This is a genomic window from Mycolicibacterium sp. XJ879, from assembly GCF_053483935.1.
On the sequence record NZ_JBEFTH010000001.1, the window covers coordinates 600,163 to 614,801 of the forward strand.

General features: G+C 67.4%; 12 protein-coding genes. 5 read left to right on the plus strand and 7 right to left on the minus strand.

Annotation, left to right across the window (positions count from 1 at the left end; genetic code table 11):
• Nucleotides 1–5 precede the first annotated feature (5 nt).
• From ABQF13_RS03110 to ABQF13_RS03130, 5 genes are all read right to left on the minus strand, one after another.
• Nucleotides 6–1,652 (minus strand): DUF885 domain-containing protein, encoded by a 1,647-nt coding sequence (locus ABQF13_RS03110; protein ID WP_448391218.1) that lies wholly within the window; start codon nucleotides 1,650–1,652, stop codon nucleotides 6–8.
• The gene (gene ypfJ / locus ABQF13_RS03115; protein ID WP_448391220.1) at nucleotides 1,645–2,535 is read right to left on the minus strand and encodes a KPN_02809 family neutral zinc metallopeptidase; all 891 of its coding nucleotides are present in this window, start codon (nucleotides 2,533–2,535) and stop codon (nucleotides 1,645–1,647) included. Before ypfJ ends, ABQF13_RS03110 begins: the two co-directional genes overlap by 8 nt.
• 40 nt (nucleotides 2,536–2,575) lie before the next feature.
• The gene (locus tag ABQF13_RS03120; RefSeq protein WP_448391222.1) at nucleotides 2,576–3,079 is read right to left on the minus strand and encodes an SRPBCC family protein; all 504 of its coding nucleotides are present in this window, start codon (nucleotides 3,077–3,079) and stop codon (nucleotides 2,576–2,578) included.
• A gap of 109 nt (nucleotides 3,080–3,188) precedes the next feature.
• The gene (locus ABQF13_RS03125) at nucleotides 3,189–6,341 is read right to left on the minus strand and encodes an ATP-binding protein (RefSeq protein ID WP_448391223.1); all 3,153 of its coding nucleotides are present in this window, start codon (nucleotides 6,339–6,341) and stop codon (nucleotides 3,189–3,191) included.
• Between the two features lie 71 nt (nucleotides 6,342–6,412).
• Nucleotides 6,413–7,300 carry an oxidoreductase gene (locus tag ABQF13_RS03130; protein ID WP_448391389.1) on the minus strand — a complete coding sequence of 296 codons (888 nt, stop codon included), beginning with the start codon at nucleotides 7,298–7,300 and terminating at the stop codon, nucleotides 6,413–6,415.
• Between the two features lie 78 nt (nucleotides 7,301–7,378).
• Here ABQF13_RS03130 and aspS point away from each other — a divergent pair, with 78 nt between their 5' ends.
• Nucleotides 7,379–9,145, plus strand: a complete 1,767-nt coding sequence (aspS, locus tag ABQF13_RS03135; protein WP_448391224.1) for an aspartate--tRNA ligase — start codon at nucleotides 7,379–7,381, stop codon at nucleotides 9,143–9,145.
• On the opposite strand, the gene ABQF13_RS03140 is transcribed toward aspS, so the two are convergent.
• Nucleotides 9,142–9,933, minus strand: a complete 792-nt coding sequence (locus ABQF13_RS03140; protein WP_448391225.1) for an SDR family NAD(P)-dependent oxidoreductase — start codon at nucleotides 9,931–9,933, stop codon at nucleotides 9,142–9,144. The two genes, aspS and ABQF13_RS03140, sit on opposite strands and share 4 nt — an antisense overlap.
• A gap of 55 nt (nucleotides 9,934–9,988) precedes the next feature.
• Between ABQF13_RS03140 and ABQF13_RS03145 the strand changes: the two genes are divergently transcribed.
• The gene (locus tag ABQF13_RS03145) at nucleotides 9,989–10,411 is read left to right on the plus strand and encodes a nitroreductase family deazaflavin-dependent oxidoreductase (protein ID WP_448391227.1); all 423 of its coding nucleotides are present in this window, start codon (nucleotides 9,989–9,991) and stop codon (nucleotides 10,409–10,411) included.
• 9 nt (nucleotides 10,412–10,420) lie between these two features.
• On the opposite strand, the gene ABQF13_RS03150 is transcribed toward ABQF13_RS03145, so the two are convergent.
• A complete protein-coding gene (locus ABQF13_RS03150; RefSeq protein ID WP_448391228.1) occupies nucleotides 10,421–11,602 on the minus strand; it encodes a thiolase family protein in 1,182 nt (393 codons plus the stop codon).
• 93 nt (nucleotides 11,603–11,695) lie between these two features.
• On the opposite strand from ABQF13_RS03150, the gene ABQF13_RS03155 reads away from it, so the two are divergent.
• The 3 genes from ABQF13_RS03155 (at nucleotide 11,696) to ABQF13_RS03165 (ending at nucleotide 14,470) form a co-directional block, all read left to right on the plus strand.
• A complete protein-coding gene (locus ABQF13_RS03155; RefSeq protein ID WP_448391229.1) occupies nucleotides 11,696–12,172 on the plus strand; it encodes a winged helix-turn-helix transcriptional regulator in 477 nt (158 codons plus the stop codon).
• Nucleotides 12,173–12,269: 97 nt separating this feature from the next.
• Nucleotides 12,270–13,121, plus strand: a complete 852-nt coding sequence (locus tag ABQF13_RS03160) for a DUF3097 domain-containing protein (protein ID WP_448391230.1) — start codon at nucleotides 12,270–12,272, stop codon at nucleotides 13,119–13,121.
• A 20-nt stretch (nucleotides 13,122–13,141) separates the two neighbouring features.
• Nucleotides 13,142–14,470, plus strand: coding sequence for a replication-associated recombination protein A (locus ABQF13_RS03165; RefSeq protein WP_448391231.1), 1,329 nt, complete (start codon nucleotides 13,142–13,144; stop codon nucleotides 14,468–14,470).
• The last annotated feature ends 169 nt before the right edge of the window (nucleotides 14,471–14,639 follow it).

The window sequence follows — 14,639 nt, forward strand, 5'->3', positions numbered from 1 at the left end:
GCGGATCAGCTCGTCGCGAAATCGCTCATCAGCGCCGATCTGAGCACGTCCAACGGTAAACCACCCAGATCCAGCGCGCGGCTGTGGAACTCCTTGAGCGAAACGCCGCAGCTGAGGGCTTCATGGCGCAGCTGCTGCCAGATCCGCTGCCCGATCGCATATGACGGGGCCTGACCCGGCCAGCCCAGGTAGCGGTCCAGTTCGAACTGCAGATGTTCGTCGTTCATCGCGCTGTGGGTACGCAGGAAATCCCATGCCCGCTCGGCATCCCACACCCCGCCGTCGGGCGCGGTCATTCCACCGTGCACCCCGATGTCGATACACACCCGGGCGGCCCGGAAGCGCTGAGCATCAAGCATTCCCAACCGTTTACCGGCATCGTCGAGCCAGCCCAACTCCGCCATCAGCCGCTCGGCGTACAACGCCCAGCCCTCACCGTGACCCGATACCCAGCAGCCCAGTCGACGCCACCGGTTCAGCCGGTCGGCCAACACCACGGCACGCCCGATCTGCAGATGATGGCCGGGCACACCCTCGTGGTACACGGTTGTGGTTTCGCGCCAGGTGTGAAACGTGTCGACGCCGTGCGGTACCGACCACCACATCCGGCCCGGCCGCGTCAGGTCTTCCGACGGGCCGGTGTAGTAGATGCCGCCGGTGTGCGTGGGCGCGATCCGGCACTCCAACCGCCGCAGGGGGGCGGCGATATCGAAGTGGGTGTCGGCCAACGCTTCGACGGCCCGGTCGGAGAGGTCCTGCATCCAGGCCTGCAGCGCGTCGACCCCGTGCACGAGGTAGCGCTCCTCTTCGTCGAGGCTCAGCAGCGCATCGGCCACAGTGGCTTCCGGGTAGAGCTGGTGTGCGAGGGACTGCTGTTCGGCGACAATGTCTTCCAGCTGCTCGAGACCCCACTGGTAGGTCTCCTCGAGATCGACCGTCGCGCCCAGAAACGAGCGTGACCACAGCCGGTACTCGTCGACGCCGACGGCGTCGTCGACCCGCGCGTACGGGGCGACCTCGTCGCCCAGAGTTCTGGCCAGTTCACGGTAGGCATAGGCGGCGTTGGCCGCGTGCAGATGCAGATCCTCCTGCAGCGCCGCGTTATCGGGGACGGCGTCGACGACCATGTCGACGAAGAACTGCTGGATGCCGGTGGCCTGCTCGATGCCGCGCGCGACCTGGCGCACCGCAGGTGCCCGCCCGGCCGCCACCGCGGCGCGCAACGCGTCGGTATAGCCGCCGACGCGGTCGGGCAGCCGAGACAGTCGCACGGCGATCAGCGCCCAGTCGTCCTCGGTTTCGGTGGGCATCAGGTCGAAGACGTTGCGCATCGACTGCAGTGGTGAGGCGATCACGTTCAACGTCCCGACGTCGAGGCCGGCGTCGTTCAGTTCGATTGCCACTCCGAGCCGCTCGCGCATCGCGGCGATCGTGACCTGGTCCACATCGTCGGCCGGTTGTGTGCCGTCGAGTTCGCGCAACGCGCTTCGGGCCGCCTCGGCGCGCGCGGCGACACCGTCGGGGGAGTAGTCGGTGATGTCGTCGTCATGGCCGGTGATGCCCAACTTGCTTGCTGCACAAGGATCAAGCGCAGCACTACGCTCCAGGTAGCGTTCAGCGACGGCATCGACCGCCGAAGGTGTCCTAACCAAGATCGCTCGTGGCGAAGGTGTCGCAGCTGTTCGGGTCGCCGGTGCGGTAACCCTCGGTGAACCACTTCTGCCGTTGCGCGGCCGAGCCGTGCGTCCACGCCTCAGGGTTGACCTGACCGGTGGCCTTCTTCTGAATGCGGTCATCACCCACCGCCGCCGCGGCCGACAGCGCGTCGTTGATGTCTTTGTCGCTCAACGGTTCCAGGAACGGCACGCCGGTGCCTTCTTGTGTGGTGATGGCCGCGTGGTGCGCCCACACGCCGGCGTAGCAGTCGGCCTGCAGTTCGGTGCGCACGCCGCCGCCGGTGGCACCCTGGGCTCCGGCACCGTGCGCACGGGCCAGCGTGCCCTGCAGGTTCTGGATGTGGTGGCCGAATTCGTGGGCGACCACGTATTCCTGCGCCAACGGGCCGCCGCTGGAATCGAACTGGTTCTTCAGGACGTCGAAGAAGTCGACGTCGAAGTAGGCGGTCTGATCGGCCGGGCAGTAAAACGGCCCGACCTCGCTGGTGGCTGGGCCACAACGAGTGTCGACGCTGCCGGTGAAGAGGCGAACGTGCGGCCGCTCATAGCCCGGCATCAGCTGAGACCACACCCCGTCAAGTGAGTTGCCGGTGGCGACCACGCGGCATTCGACCATCTCGTTGGCGTCCGCGCCGGTCTGGCACTGGCTCAGATCGAAACCCGGCGCATCGACAGCTCCGGTGCCGATCTGCTGCTGGGGCACGACGGTGCTGGGATCCACACCGAGGAACAGCGCCACCACCAGGACCAGGAGGCCGCCGACACCCCCGCCGATCGCGATACCTCGGCCAGGACCGCGCCCGCCGCCGCTGCTCGATGTGGTGCTGGTGTCGATGCGCATGCCCTCGTTGAAGGTCATGCCGACCAGCTTTGCACACCCTCGCGGCGGAGCGGGTGGATCAAGAGACCTGGTAGCGCTTGTTCGAGTAGTCGCGCAGGTTGTACAGGAATTTCTGGAACATCCAGCCCATCACCGGCCGCCCCAGCGACATGCCGAGGCGGGCCGCGACGCCGTTGGGCTTCATCGCCATCACCCAAGTCAGATGGCAACCGCCCGGGGTCTTCACCACCCGGTAGTCCTCGGCGAACGCCGCGATGCTATTCGTCGAGGCTTCGTTGAACCGAAAGGCCATGTGGCTGTAGGGCTGCCAGGCGAGAAATTCCTCGTCGCCGACGATGCCGCCGCGCATGTGCACGGTGCGGGTGGTGCGGACACCACGCGGCTCCGGGCTGGTCCAGGTGACCTTGGTGATCACGCTGGCCCACTGCGGCCAGGATTCGGCGTCGGCGAGCACCTCGAACAACTGCTCAGGGGTGATCGCCAGGTCGACGGTGCTGACGAACCGAAACGGTGCGTCGTCGATGAAGTCCAGGCCGACGCGCTCGCATACGTGCATGGCCATACACCCTAGGCGACCATGTCTAGCCGGGGCCGTTCCAGGCAGGTGCGCCGAACCGACGCTTTGGCTGGTTTTCGGGCGGGTGAATCGACCATTTCGTCGGTTTCGGTGTCTAGTCCATCGCACGAGCGATCGCGATATGGCCCTCCATGCCGACCTCCTCCGCACGGACACGGTAGCGCTCACGGAGGTCGGCATAGGTAGCGTCGTCACCGCGCGCCTGCGCCAGCATTGCCCTCATCCGCAGCAGGGGTAGCTCGTGGTAGAGGTAAACGGGTTCGGTCGGCATGGCGGCCAACCGATCTACGGCCGCTTGGGCCTGTTCGAGATCTCCCGGGCCTCGACGCCGAAGCAGCGCGTCAACAAGCACCGTGGTGGTCCATCCTCGATTCATCATCTCGCCCCCGCGGACCTGCTCCTCGAGGACGCCGCGGCACAGGTCGATCGCCGTATCGAAGTCACCCGTACGTATCTTCTCCGCGGCGACGTCAAGGTCGGCGCACCATGCTGCGATGACCGTGAAGCGGTGGTCTAGTGCCACCTTCCGACACCTGGCGAGTAGTTCGAACCCGTGTTCGCGATCAGTGTCGTCGCGCCGCACCAACACCGTGCCACGCACGAATTCGCAAGTCGTCAGCGAGAAGTCGTCGCCGAATTGCTGCGCGACTGCCAATGCCTCAGCGGTGTCGCGCATTGCCGCGTCATCGGGAAGCAACGCCCAATTCTCAACCGCGATGTACTTGAACATCACCGTGGCGCAGAAGGTGAACCTGTCCACCGCACGGGCCAGCTCGATGGCTCGATCGTAACCCTGCTTCCACCCGTCGATTCCGAGGATGGATGCCGCTGACGCGCGGAGTACGAGGGCAAATGCAAGCGGCGAACCGATGATCATGTTGCCCATACAAGGGTCGCCGTTGGAGAGTTCGATGGCGCGTTCTGCCAGTCTCAAGGCTTCGGCCATTTCGCCCGCGTCCCACTTCGCAATGATCGGGATGGACATCAGTGCCACGGTAATTTCGGGATCGTCGATAGATTCCAGCAGGTCGACGAACTCAGTGGCCAGCAGCGACGCTTCGGAATATTTACCGTAGAAGTTGAGCATCTGCACCAGCCCCGTCATCCCGAGCGCCAACGATCGCTTGTCATCTGCCGCTGTCGCGAGCTCGCGCAGCTCTTCGAAGCCCACGTCGGCAAGGCTCCCGCCGACGCGCCAGATGGTGGCGCACAACAAGGTTCGCGGGGCAATACGCATTGACAACCGGTCGGGATCGTCTCCGGGCAGCATTTCTGCCACCGCACGCGCCCGCTCCCAGCTCATCCGCGCGGCGGCAATATTGCGGTGCACTGACCAGGTCCCGGCCCGCATGTGCCAATCGAAGGCCCCGTGAAGGTCGCCCGCTGCCTCGAGGTGCGTCGCGATCAGGGCGGCATTCTTGTCCACTGACGACGGATCCTGATGTTCGACGGCGGCCGCGACCTGCCGGTGCAGCTGTGAACGGCTCGACCTGAGCTGCGACTCGTAGGCGACCGCGCGGATCAACGGATGTCGGAATGCGTACTCCGACATCGACACAGGTTCGACGAGCTCGGCATCGATCAGCTCGGCCACCTCGGTGACATCGAGTGCACTCAGCAGCCGAACCCCGAACGACGAACCGATCACCGATGCCGCGTTGAGCGTTCGCTTGGCGGCCGCGCCGAGGCGATCGATGCGGGCGGCGATGGTGGCCTGGACGGTCGGCGGAACGCTGACCTCACCGTCGCCGCGGTAGACGTAGGCGCCGCGCCCGCCGTCAAGAATCCCGCGCTCAGCCAGATCACGCACGATCTCCTCGATGAAGAACGGGTTGCCTGCGCCGCGGTCGGCTACGCGCTCGGCGATCTGTGCGACGGACGGATCCGACCCCAACAACTCGGCCAACAGGGTCGATGTCTGCGAGCGGTCCAGCGGGCTCAGCGGGATCACGTCAGCGGCCACACCTGTTTCGCCTGTCCGGCTCAGCACGCCGCGATACTCGGGGCGGTACGTGATCAGAACCAGCGCAGCCGTTTTCGGAACCGTGGAGAGGAAATCGGTGAGTAGCGATTCGCTTACGGCATCGATCCACTGAACATCGTCGATCACATACAGAGCGGGTTCAGTGCGTGCCAGCAGAGCCGCGGCGAGCAATCTGGCGAGCCGACGCCTGCGCGCGTCCGGGTCGATACCACTGCCTGCGCCGTGGTTACCGATACCGAGCAGATCGTGAAGGAGGTCGAGATCCTCGGGATCAGCTTTGGGCACCTTGGTTCGGACCCTGAGCGCGGCATCAGCCGGGTCCAACCCGTCCACACCGAAGAAGGAGCGCAGTAGCTCGGCGGCGGCGAAGAATGGAATTTGGCTGGAATGCGATTCGCAGTACGCCGAATAGACGTCGAGGCCGCGGTTCGCAGCTCTTGCCACAGCTTCCTGGGTAATCCGGCTCTTGCCGATCCCGGGTGCGCCCTTGATTCCGATGACGCGCCCGCGGCCGCTGATCGCCTCCTCGAACGCGGCCGCTATCACGCTCATTTCTCGACCTCGGCCCACCAGCGGGGTCGTGCGCTGCCTGGCGCGGCGATGGTCGCCGACGGCCAGGAGCCGGCGTGCGGTCACCGGCTCGGATGCCCCTTTGATCCGCACGAACAGTCGCTCGCTGAGCCGTGTGTCGCCGTCGACCAACCTGGCCGTCGTTTCGCTGAGCATCACGCCACCGGGGGGCGCGACCGATTCCATCCGTTGGGCCATTCCGACGTGCTCACCCATCGCCGTGTAGGCGAGAGCCTCGGGACCGATGTCGCCGGCGACAACCATGCCGGAGTTGAGCCCGATCCGCAGCTGCAGTGAGATCCCGTCACTGCGAGCGGTCTCCGCGGCCAGCGCACGAACCTCCTTCTGGACGTCGAGCGCGGCCAGACATGCCCGACGAGCGTGATCCTCCAATGCTCGCGGAGCGCCGAACAGCGCCATGATTCCGTCGCCGGTGAATTGGTTCACGGTGCCGTCGTAGCTGCGGATGACGGTTGTGGCGCGGAACACGAGCTCCGTCATGACTTCCCGCAGCCGTTCCGGGCCTAGCGCCGCGGCGATGTCCATCGACCGGACCACGTCGGCGAACAGCACCGTCACCTGCTTGTACTCGGCGATGTGAGGCTGGTCTAGCGGTGTTCCGCACCTGTCGCAGAACCGGGCGCCGACACGCGCTTCGGTAGCGCAGGTGGGGCAGCGCGCCGGTGCTTTCATCCGCCGCCTCCGGGAGGCCGTCGCTCGATCGTGCCGGAAAACGATATCGCCGTTCGGCGCGGCCTGTGAGGTTATCCGGGCCCGTCGCTCGCGGCGGCCAGCAGCGGCACGATCACGTCGCTGATCGGGGTGGCGAGGCCGTACTCGTCCGCTTTGCGCAGGATCACGCCGTTGCGGATGTCCCACTCCAACTGCCGCCCAGCCTGGCGGTCGGTGAGCATCGACGTGGTGATGTCATCCGGCGACTTGGCGAGCAGGTTGACGACCTGTTCGATCACCTCCTCGCCCAACTTCGCGCCGTCGGCGCGCGCCACGGCCAGGCACTCGGCGAGATAGCGGCGCGCCAGGCTGGCCACGTCGTCGCGGCGGAACATGCCGGCCCGGCGCCCGGTCAGCACCATGAACCCCACAACCGCGTTGACGAGAAGTTTGTGCCACGCCGCGCTGAGGAAGTTCGGATCGATCTCGACGGCGACCGCGCTGCCCTCGAACAGGTCGACGATCGTGTGCGCGGCGGGGAGCTCGGGCAGCACCAGCCGCGCCGCTGTGCGCAACCGGATGTGGCCCCGCGGTGCCGGTTCTGCCGAAATCCACACGGCCACAGGCACGACCGTCGACGCGGGGCAGTAACGTCCGACACGCTCGACTTGTTCGACGCCGTTCTGCAGCGCGGCGACCACGGTGCGTTCGTCGCACAACCTGGCCAGCCAGGGCGCCGCGCCGGCGTTCTGGGTGTCCTTGACCGCCAGCAGCACCACGTCGACCGGGCGGTCGACGCGCGCCGGGTCGGTCAGTACGGGCCCGGGCACCACGATCGGCGCGCCGTTCTCCGGCCTCACCTCGATCGCGGCACGCGGTGTGCGCCCGCACAACATCACCTGGTGGCCGGCCGCATGCAGCAGCGCCGCCACGGTGGAGCCGATCGCGCCGGGGCCGACGACGGCGATGGTGGTGCGCACGCAGGCCAAGCTACCGGCCAAAACGACACCTTTACACTTGGGCAGTTGTCCCATCAGCCGATTTCCTCAGGAGTTTCAGTGCTGCGCAGTTCCGCCGCCGGGTCGTTGCGGCCCGCCGACGCCGGTCAGAAGGTGACGTTGGCCGGCTGGGTGGCACGCCGCCGCGACCATGGCGGGGTCATCTTCATCGATCTGCGCGACGCATCCGGGGTGTCGCAAGTGGTGTTCCGCGAACCCGAGGTGCTTGAGGTGGCCCACCGGCTGCGCGCGGAGTTCTGCATCGCCGTCGACGGCGTCGTCGAGATCCGGCCCGAGGGCAACGCGAACCCCGAGATTCCCACCGGCGAGATCGAGGTCAACGCGACGTCGCTGACGGTGCTGGGAGAGAGCGCACCGCTGCCGTTCCAACTCGACGAGCAGCCCGGCGAGGAGACCCGCCTCAAGTACCGCTACCTCGACCTGCGGCGGGAGGGACCCGGCAGCGCAATCCGGTTGCGCTCCAAGGTGAATGCGGCGGCGCGTGAGGTGCTCGCGCGCCATGACTTCGTTGAGATCGAGACGCCGACGATGACGCGGTCGACGCCGGAGGGGGCGCGCGACTTCCTGGTGCCCGCGCGGCTGCAGCCCGGGACGTTCTATGCGCTGCCGCAGAGCCCGCAGCTGTTCAAGCAGTTGCTGATGGTGGCGGGCATGGAGCGCTACTACCAGATCGCGCGGTGCTACCGCGACGAGGACTTCCGCGCCGACCGCCAGCCGGAGTTCACCCAGCTCGACATGGAGATGAGCTTCGTCGACACCGAGGACGTCATCGCGATCTCCGAGGAGATCGTGACCGCGCTGTGGGCGTTGATCGGCTATCACGTGCCCACGCCGCTACCGCGGATGACCTACGCCGAGGCGATGCGCCGGTTCGGCACCGACAAACCCGATCTGCGGTTCGGCCTCGAACTCGTCGAGCTGACCGACTATTTCAAGGACACCCCGTTCCGGGTGTTCCAGGCGCCCTACGTCGGCGCTGTCGTGATGCCGGGTGGGGCGTCGCAGCCGCGGCGCACACTTGACGCCTGGCAGGAATGGGCCAAACAGCGCGGCCACCGTGGACTGGCCTATGTGCTGGTCAACGAGGACGGCACGCTGGGCGGCCCAGTGGCCAAGAACCTCTCCGAAGCCGAACGCGAAGGGCTGGCCGGGGCCGTCGGCGCGTCACCGGGGGACTGCGTGTTCTTCTCGGCCGGACCGGCCAAGTCCTCACGCGCGCTGCTGGGCGCGGCCCGCGTCGAGATCGCCAAGCGGCTGGACATGATCGACACAGCTGCCTGGGCGTTCGTCTGGGTGGTCGACTTCCCGATGTTCGAGCCGGCGGACGAAGCGGCCGCGCACGGTGACGTCGCGGTCGGATCCGGCGCGTGGACGGCACTGCACCACGCGTTCACCGCGCCGAAGCCCGAGTGCGTCGACCTCCTCGACACCGACCCGGGCAGTGTGCTGTCCGAGGCCTACGACCTGGTGTGCAACGGCAACGAGATCGGCGGCGGGTCGATTCGTATCCACCGCCGTGACATCCAGGAGCGCGCGTTCAAGGCGATGGGCATTGGCGCGGACGAAGCGCAGGAGAAGTTCGGATTCCTCTTAGACGCCTTGACCTTTGGCGCACCGCCGCACGGCGGGATCGCGTTCGGCTGGGACCGGATCACCGCGTTGCTCGCGGGCACCGACTCGATCCGCGACGTGATCGCGTTCCCCAAGTCCGGCGGCGGCCTCGACCCGTTGACCGGTGCGCCTGCGCCGATCACGCCGCAGCAGCGCAAGGAGTCCGGTATCGACGCCAAGCCGAAACCCGACTAGTCCCAGTCACATCCGGTGAGTTTGACTGATGCATCCCACAATTGGCGCGACATCGCCCGGTCGCGTGCCTTCGGCCGTAACCGGGTCACCTTGGGCGGGCCGATCTGGTTGAACCGCGGCGCCAGATAGGTGCCGCTGGGCAGGTCGGTCGTCACCGCCTGCAGGCTGGCCCGTGCGCCCTGGGCCGGGGTGTGCAACAGCCGCCGCATCCGTTGATGCTCACCCATCCCGAGTGATCGGGTGATGTCGGTGTCGGTGGCGCCGGGGTCGGTGGCGTATGCGCGCACACCGCGGGCGGCCAGCTCGGTGACGAACAGCAGGTTGGCCAGCTTGGATTCGCCGTATGCGCTCCACTTCGCGTATTTGCGGTGATGCCAGTTGAGGTCGTCGAGGTGAAGGCGGGTGAACAGGTACGTGGCACTGGCCACCGAGATCACCCGGTCGCTGATCTTCGCGCCGAGCAGACACGTCAGCGCGAAGTGCCCGAGGTGGTTGATGCCGAAATGGGATTCGAACCCGTCGGCGGTGCGCGTCAACGGCATACCCATCACGCCGGCGTTGTTCACCAGCACGTCAACGCTTTCCACCGAGTCGGCGAACGCCCGCACACTGGCCAAGTCGGCCAGGTCGAGGTGGCGCACCTCGACGTCACCGCCCATCTCGGCGGCGGCCTGCTCACCTTTGGCGATCGTCCGGCACGCGATGACGACGCTGTGTCCCTGCGCGGCCAGCGCCGCCGCCGTCGCCTTGCCGACGCCGCTGTTGGCGCCCGTGATAATCACCCGCATCCGCTCATTATGGAGCCTGGGGAATAACACCGAGCCGTTGCGCGCTCAACACCGCGTGACCGAAATTCCCGACTTGAAAGCGTTCAATGCCGGCATCGTCGACGAGTTCCGCGCCAACAACGGCAAGGTCGGCGGCCCGTTTGAAGGCGGCCACCTCCTGCTGCTGCACACCATCGGTGCGAGATCCGGTCAGCCGCGGCTGTCGCCGCTGGCCTACTTCACCGTCGAGGACAAGATGTTCATCGTGGGGTCGTACGCGGGCGCGGACAAGGATCCCGCCTGGGTGCATAACCTCCGGACTAACCCCCGGGTGCGCATCGAGGTGGGCACCACCGAGTACGACGCCGTCGCTCGTGAGCTACCCCGGCTCGAGCGCGATGAGCTCTACCCGAAGCTCATCGAGCTGGCACCGGTGTTCGCCGAATACCAAGCCAAGACGAGGCGGGTCATCCCGGTCTTCGAGCTCCAGAGAGCGTGATTTCCCCGACTAGAGCCGCTCGATGATCGTGGCGTTGGCCATGCCGCCGCCCTCACACATCGTCTGCAACGCGTACCGGCCGCCGCGCTGCTCCAGCGCGTTGACCAGCGTGGTCATCAGGCGTGCGCCGCTGGCGCCCAACGGGTGACCGATCGCGACCGCGCCGCCGTGCACGTTGGTCTTGGCCAGGTCGGCGCCGACGTCGCGGGCCCACGCCAGCACCACCGGGGCGAAGGCTTCGTTGACCTCGAACAGATCGATGTCCTCGAGCGTCAAACCTGCACGCTGCAGCACCTTTTCGGTCGCGGGAATGACGCCGGTCAGCATGTACAGCGGATCGGAGCCTACGACGGTCATCGAGTGGATGCGGGCGAGCGGTTGCAGGCCCAGCCGCGCGGCCACCTCGCTGCTGGCGATCAGCACCGCTGCGCTGCCGTCCGACAGCGGTGACGAGTTACCCGGGGTGATCTGCCAGCCGATCTGCGGGAACCGCTGCTCATACGCCGGGTTGTAGAACGCGGGCTGCAACGTGGCGAGGGTGTCCACCGTCGTGCCCGGGCGGATGATCTCGTCGGTGACCAGCCCGGCGATCGGGGTCAGCTCATTGTCGAAGCGGCCTTCTTTCGTAGCGGCGGCGGCTTTCTCGTGGCTGCTCGCGGCGAACTCATCGAGTTGCTGACGGGACAGGCCCCACTTGGCGGCGATCAGCTCGGCGCTGATGCCCTGCGGCACAAGGCCTTCAGGATAGCGGTGCGCCATCGCCCCGAACGGGTCGCTGCCGGGTAGCACGCTGGATCCCATCGGCGTCCGCGACATCGACTCGACACCTGCGGCCACCACGATGTCGTAGGCGCCGGAGAGCACCCCCTGCGCGGCGAAGTGGATCGCCTGTTGGCTGCTGCCGCACTGCCTGTCGATGGTGGTGGCGGGCACCGTCTCCGGAAATCCTGCGGCCAGCACGGCGTTGCGGGCAATGTTGGCCGCTTGATCGCCGACCTGGGTGACGGCGCCGGCGATGACGTCGTCGATCTGGCCCGGGTCTATTCCGGTGCGCGCCACCAGTTCCTTGAGGCTGTGGGCGAGGAGGTCGACGGGCAGCGCGTCGTGCAGCGCTCCGTTGGCCTTGCCCTTTCCGATCGGTGTGCGTACCGCGTCGACGATGACCGCGTCGCGGCCCGAATGTCCCGTCATGGCTTTCTCCTCACTCCACGCTGAGTAATGCCTCCTATACTCAGCTATACACTCTGGGTATAGTAAGAACAACCCAGAGGTAGGGTGACTTCCATGACAGTGCTGGAGGGGCGGTTGGCCGACCGGGACGCCTGGTCGGCGGTGGGTGAGTGTCCGATCGAAAAGACGATGGCGGTGCTCGGGACGAAGTCGGCGATGCTCGTCATGCGCGAGGCCTACTACGGCACCACCAGGTTCGACGACTTCTGGCGGCGCGTCGGGATCACCAAAGCCGCGGCCGCCGCACGGTTGAACGACCTGGTCGAGGCGGGTCTGCTGGTCCGGCGGCCCTATCGGGAGCCCGGGCAGCGCAGCCGCGACGAGTATGTGCTCACCGACGCGGGCCGCGAGTTCATGCCGGTGGTGTGGGCGATGTTCGAGTGGGGGCGACGGCATCTGCCCAATCGCACCCCGCTGCGCCTGGCGCACAAGGGATGCGGTGCCGAGGCGACGGTGCAGATCCGGTGCGCCGCCGGCCACGTCGTCCCCCCCGACGAGCTTTCCGTCCGGATCGGCAGGCGGCGGACGTAGCGTCGCCGCGGCGAATGTGCGGCCTCATACGCCGCCACCGGCGTGTCGCGGGTGACTCCGCACATTCGGCAGGCGTCGATGACCCTACGATCACCCGGTGGCTGATCGCTATGGTTCCGACATCCTGGCCAACAACCCGCATCCCGGCAGGCTGCGCTCCACCGAGCAGCCGGTGGAGATGGGTCTGGTGGTCGAGGATGCCCAGACCGGATACGTCGGCGCGGTAGTCCGGATCGAGTACGGCCGAATGGAACTCGAGGATCGTCGCGGACGCAGAAAGCCGTTCCCGATCGGGCCGGGTTACCTCATCGACGGCCGGCCCGTCATCCTCACCGCGCCCAAGCGGGCCGCACCGAAGACCACCCGCACGGCTTCGGGTTCGGTGGCCGTGCCGGGCGCGCGAGCCAAAGTTGCCCGCGCCAGCCGCATCTACGTCGAAGGCCGCCACGACGCCGAACTCGTCGAACAAGTCTGGGGCGACGATCTGCGCATCGAGGGCGTCGTCGTCGAACACCTCGGCGGCGTCGACGATCTCGCGGCCATCGTCGAGGACTTCGAGCCGGCGCCGCACCGCCGGCTCGGTGTGCTCGTCGACCATCTTGTCGCCGGTTCGAAGGAGGCCCGCATCGCCAGCCAGATCGAGCAGGCGGTCCGCCGCGGGCCCGGCGGCGACCACACGCTGGTGGTCGGGCACCCGTTCATCGACATCTGGCAGGCGGTCAAACCGGCCCGGCTGGGCATCTCGGCGTGGCCGGTGATCCCCAAAGGCGTCGACTGGAAGCGGGGGGTGTGCCGGGCGCTGGGATGGCCGCACACCGAGCAGGCCGACGTCGCCCGGGCGTGGCAGCGCATCCGGGGCCGAGTGCGCGACTGGAACGACCTCGAACCGGCGCTCATCGGGCGCGTCGAGGAGCTGATCGACTTCGTGACAGCCGCGCCGCCGTCGTAGCGGCGTGGTAAGCAGGGATCGTGTCCGACGGTCTGTTCGACGTCCCCGGTGAGCCGAGCGTCACCGCGGGCGGCCCGGTCGGGGCGTCGACGCCGTTGGCGGTGCGGATGCGCCCGGCCACCCTCGACGAAGTGGTCGGCCAGGACCACCTGCTGCAACCGGGCTCGCCGCTGCGCAGGCTCGCCGAGGGCTCCGGCGCCGCCTCGGTCATCTTGTACGGCCCGCCGGGCACGGGGAAGACGACGCTTGCCGCGCTGATCTCGGGGGCCACCGGCCGTCGGTTCGAGGCGCTTTCGGCGCTGTCTTCGGGCGTCAAGGAAGTGCGCGCGGTCATCGACGTCGCACGGCGCGCGGCCGCCCACGGCGAGCAGACCGTGCTGTTCATCGACGAGGTGCACCGGTTCTCCAAGACCCAGCAGGATGCGCTGCTGTCGGCGGTGGAGAACCGCGTCGTGCTGCTGGTCGCGGCCACCACCGAGAACCCGTCGTTCTCGGTGGTCGCGCCGCTGTTGTCGCGGTCGCTGATCCTGCAGCTGCAGCCGCTGGACGCCGACGCGGTAGGCACCGTGGTGCGCCGCGCCATCGCGGATCCTCGAGGGCTCGGCGGCAAGGTCAAGGTCACCGACGAGGCCGTCGACCTGCTGGTGCAGCTGTCGGCCGGTGATGCGCGACGCGCGTTGACCGCGCTCGAGGTGGCATCGGAAACCGAGCAGGAGGTGACCGTCGCGACCATCGAGCAGTCGCTGGACCAGGCCGCGGTGCGCTATGACCGCGACGGTGACCAGCACTACGACGTCATCAGCGCGTTCATCAAATCGGTCCGCGGATCCGACGTCGACGCGGCGCTGCACTACCTGGCCCGGATGCTGGTGGCGGGGGAGGACCCGCGCTTTGTCGCCCGGCGGTTGATGATCCTGGCCAGCGAAGACGTCGGCATGGCCGATCCGACCGCGTTGCAGACCGCCGTCGCCGCCGCGCAGACGGTGCAGTTGATCGGCATGCCCGAGGCGCAGCTGACCCTGGCGCACGCCACTGTGCATCTGGCCACGGCGCCGAAATCCAACGCGGTCACCACGGCGCTGGGTGCCGCGATGAGCGACGTGCGTGCGGGCAAGGCCGGGCTGGTGCCGACCCATCTGCGCGACGGGCACTACTCCGGCGCCGAGAAGTTGGGCAACGCGATCGGCTACAAATACAGCCACGACGACCCCGACGGTGTTGTCGCACAGCAGTACCCGCCCGACGAACTGGTTGGCGTCGACTACTACCGGCCGACCAACCACGGCGTCGAACGTGAGATCTCCGCCCGCCTGGAGAAGCTACGGGCGATCATCCGCCGCAAGCGCTGACGTACTTACTTCCGCCGAGACCAACGTTTCGGTGGATTTCTCTCGCACGTTCCCGCCGGTTTGTCCCTTTCGGCGTCATACAACGGCAAAATGGGTTGCCGCCGGGGCGGCGCGGTGACCGAGGGACGCGCTGGGGGGACGCGCTCCACCCCGATCCGCCGACCCCGAC

Coding starts and splice junctions, on each gene's coding strand:
- ABQF13_RS03155 (WP_448391229.1), top strand. CDS start 11,696: ATGACAGTGCTGGAGGGGCGGTTGGCCGACCGGGACGCCTGGTCGGCG.
- ABQF13_RS03140 (WP_448391225.1), bottom strand. CDS start 9,933: ATGCGGGTGATTATCACGGGCGCCAACAGCGGCGTCGGCAAGGCGACG.
- ABQF13_RS03150 (WP_448391228.1), bottom strand. CDS start 11,602: ATGACGGGACATTCGGGCCGCGACGCGGTCATCGTCGACGCGGTACGC.
- ypfJ (WP_448391220.1), bottom strand. CDS start 2,535: ATGACCTTCAACGAGGGCATGCGCATCGACACCAGCACCACATCGAGC.
- ABQF13_RS03125 (WP_448391223.1), bottom strand. CDS start 6,341: ATGAAAGCACCGGCGCGCTGCCCCACCTGCGCTACCGAAGCGCGTGTC.
- ABQF13_RS03120 (WP_448391222.1), bottom strand. CDS start 3,079: ATGGCCATGCACGTATGCGAGCGCGTCGGCCTGGACTTCATCGACGAC.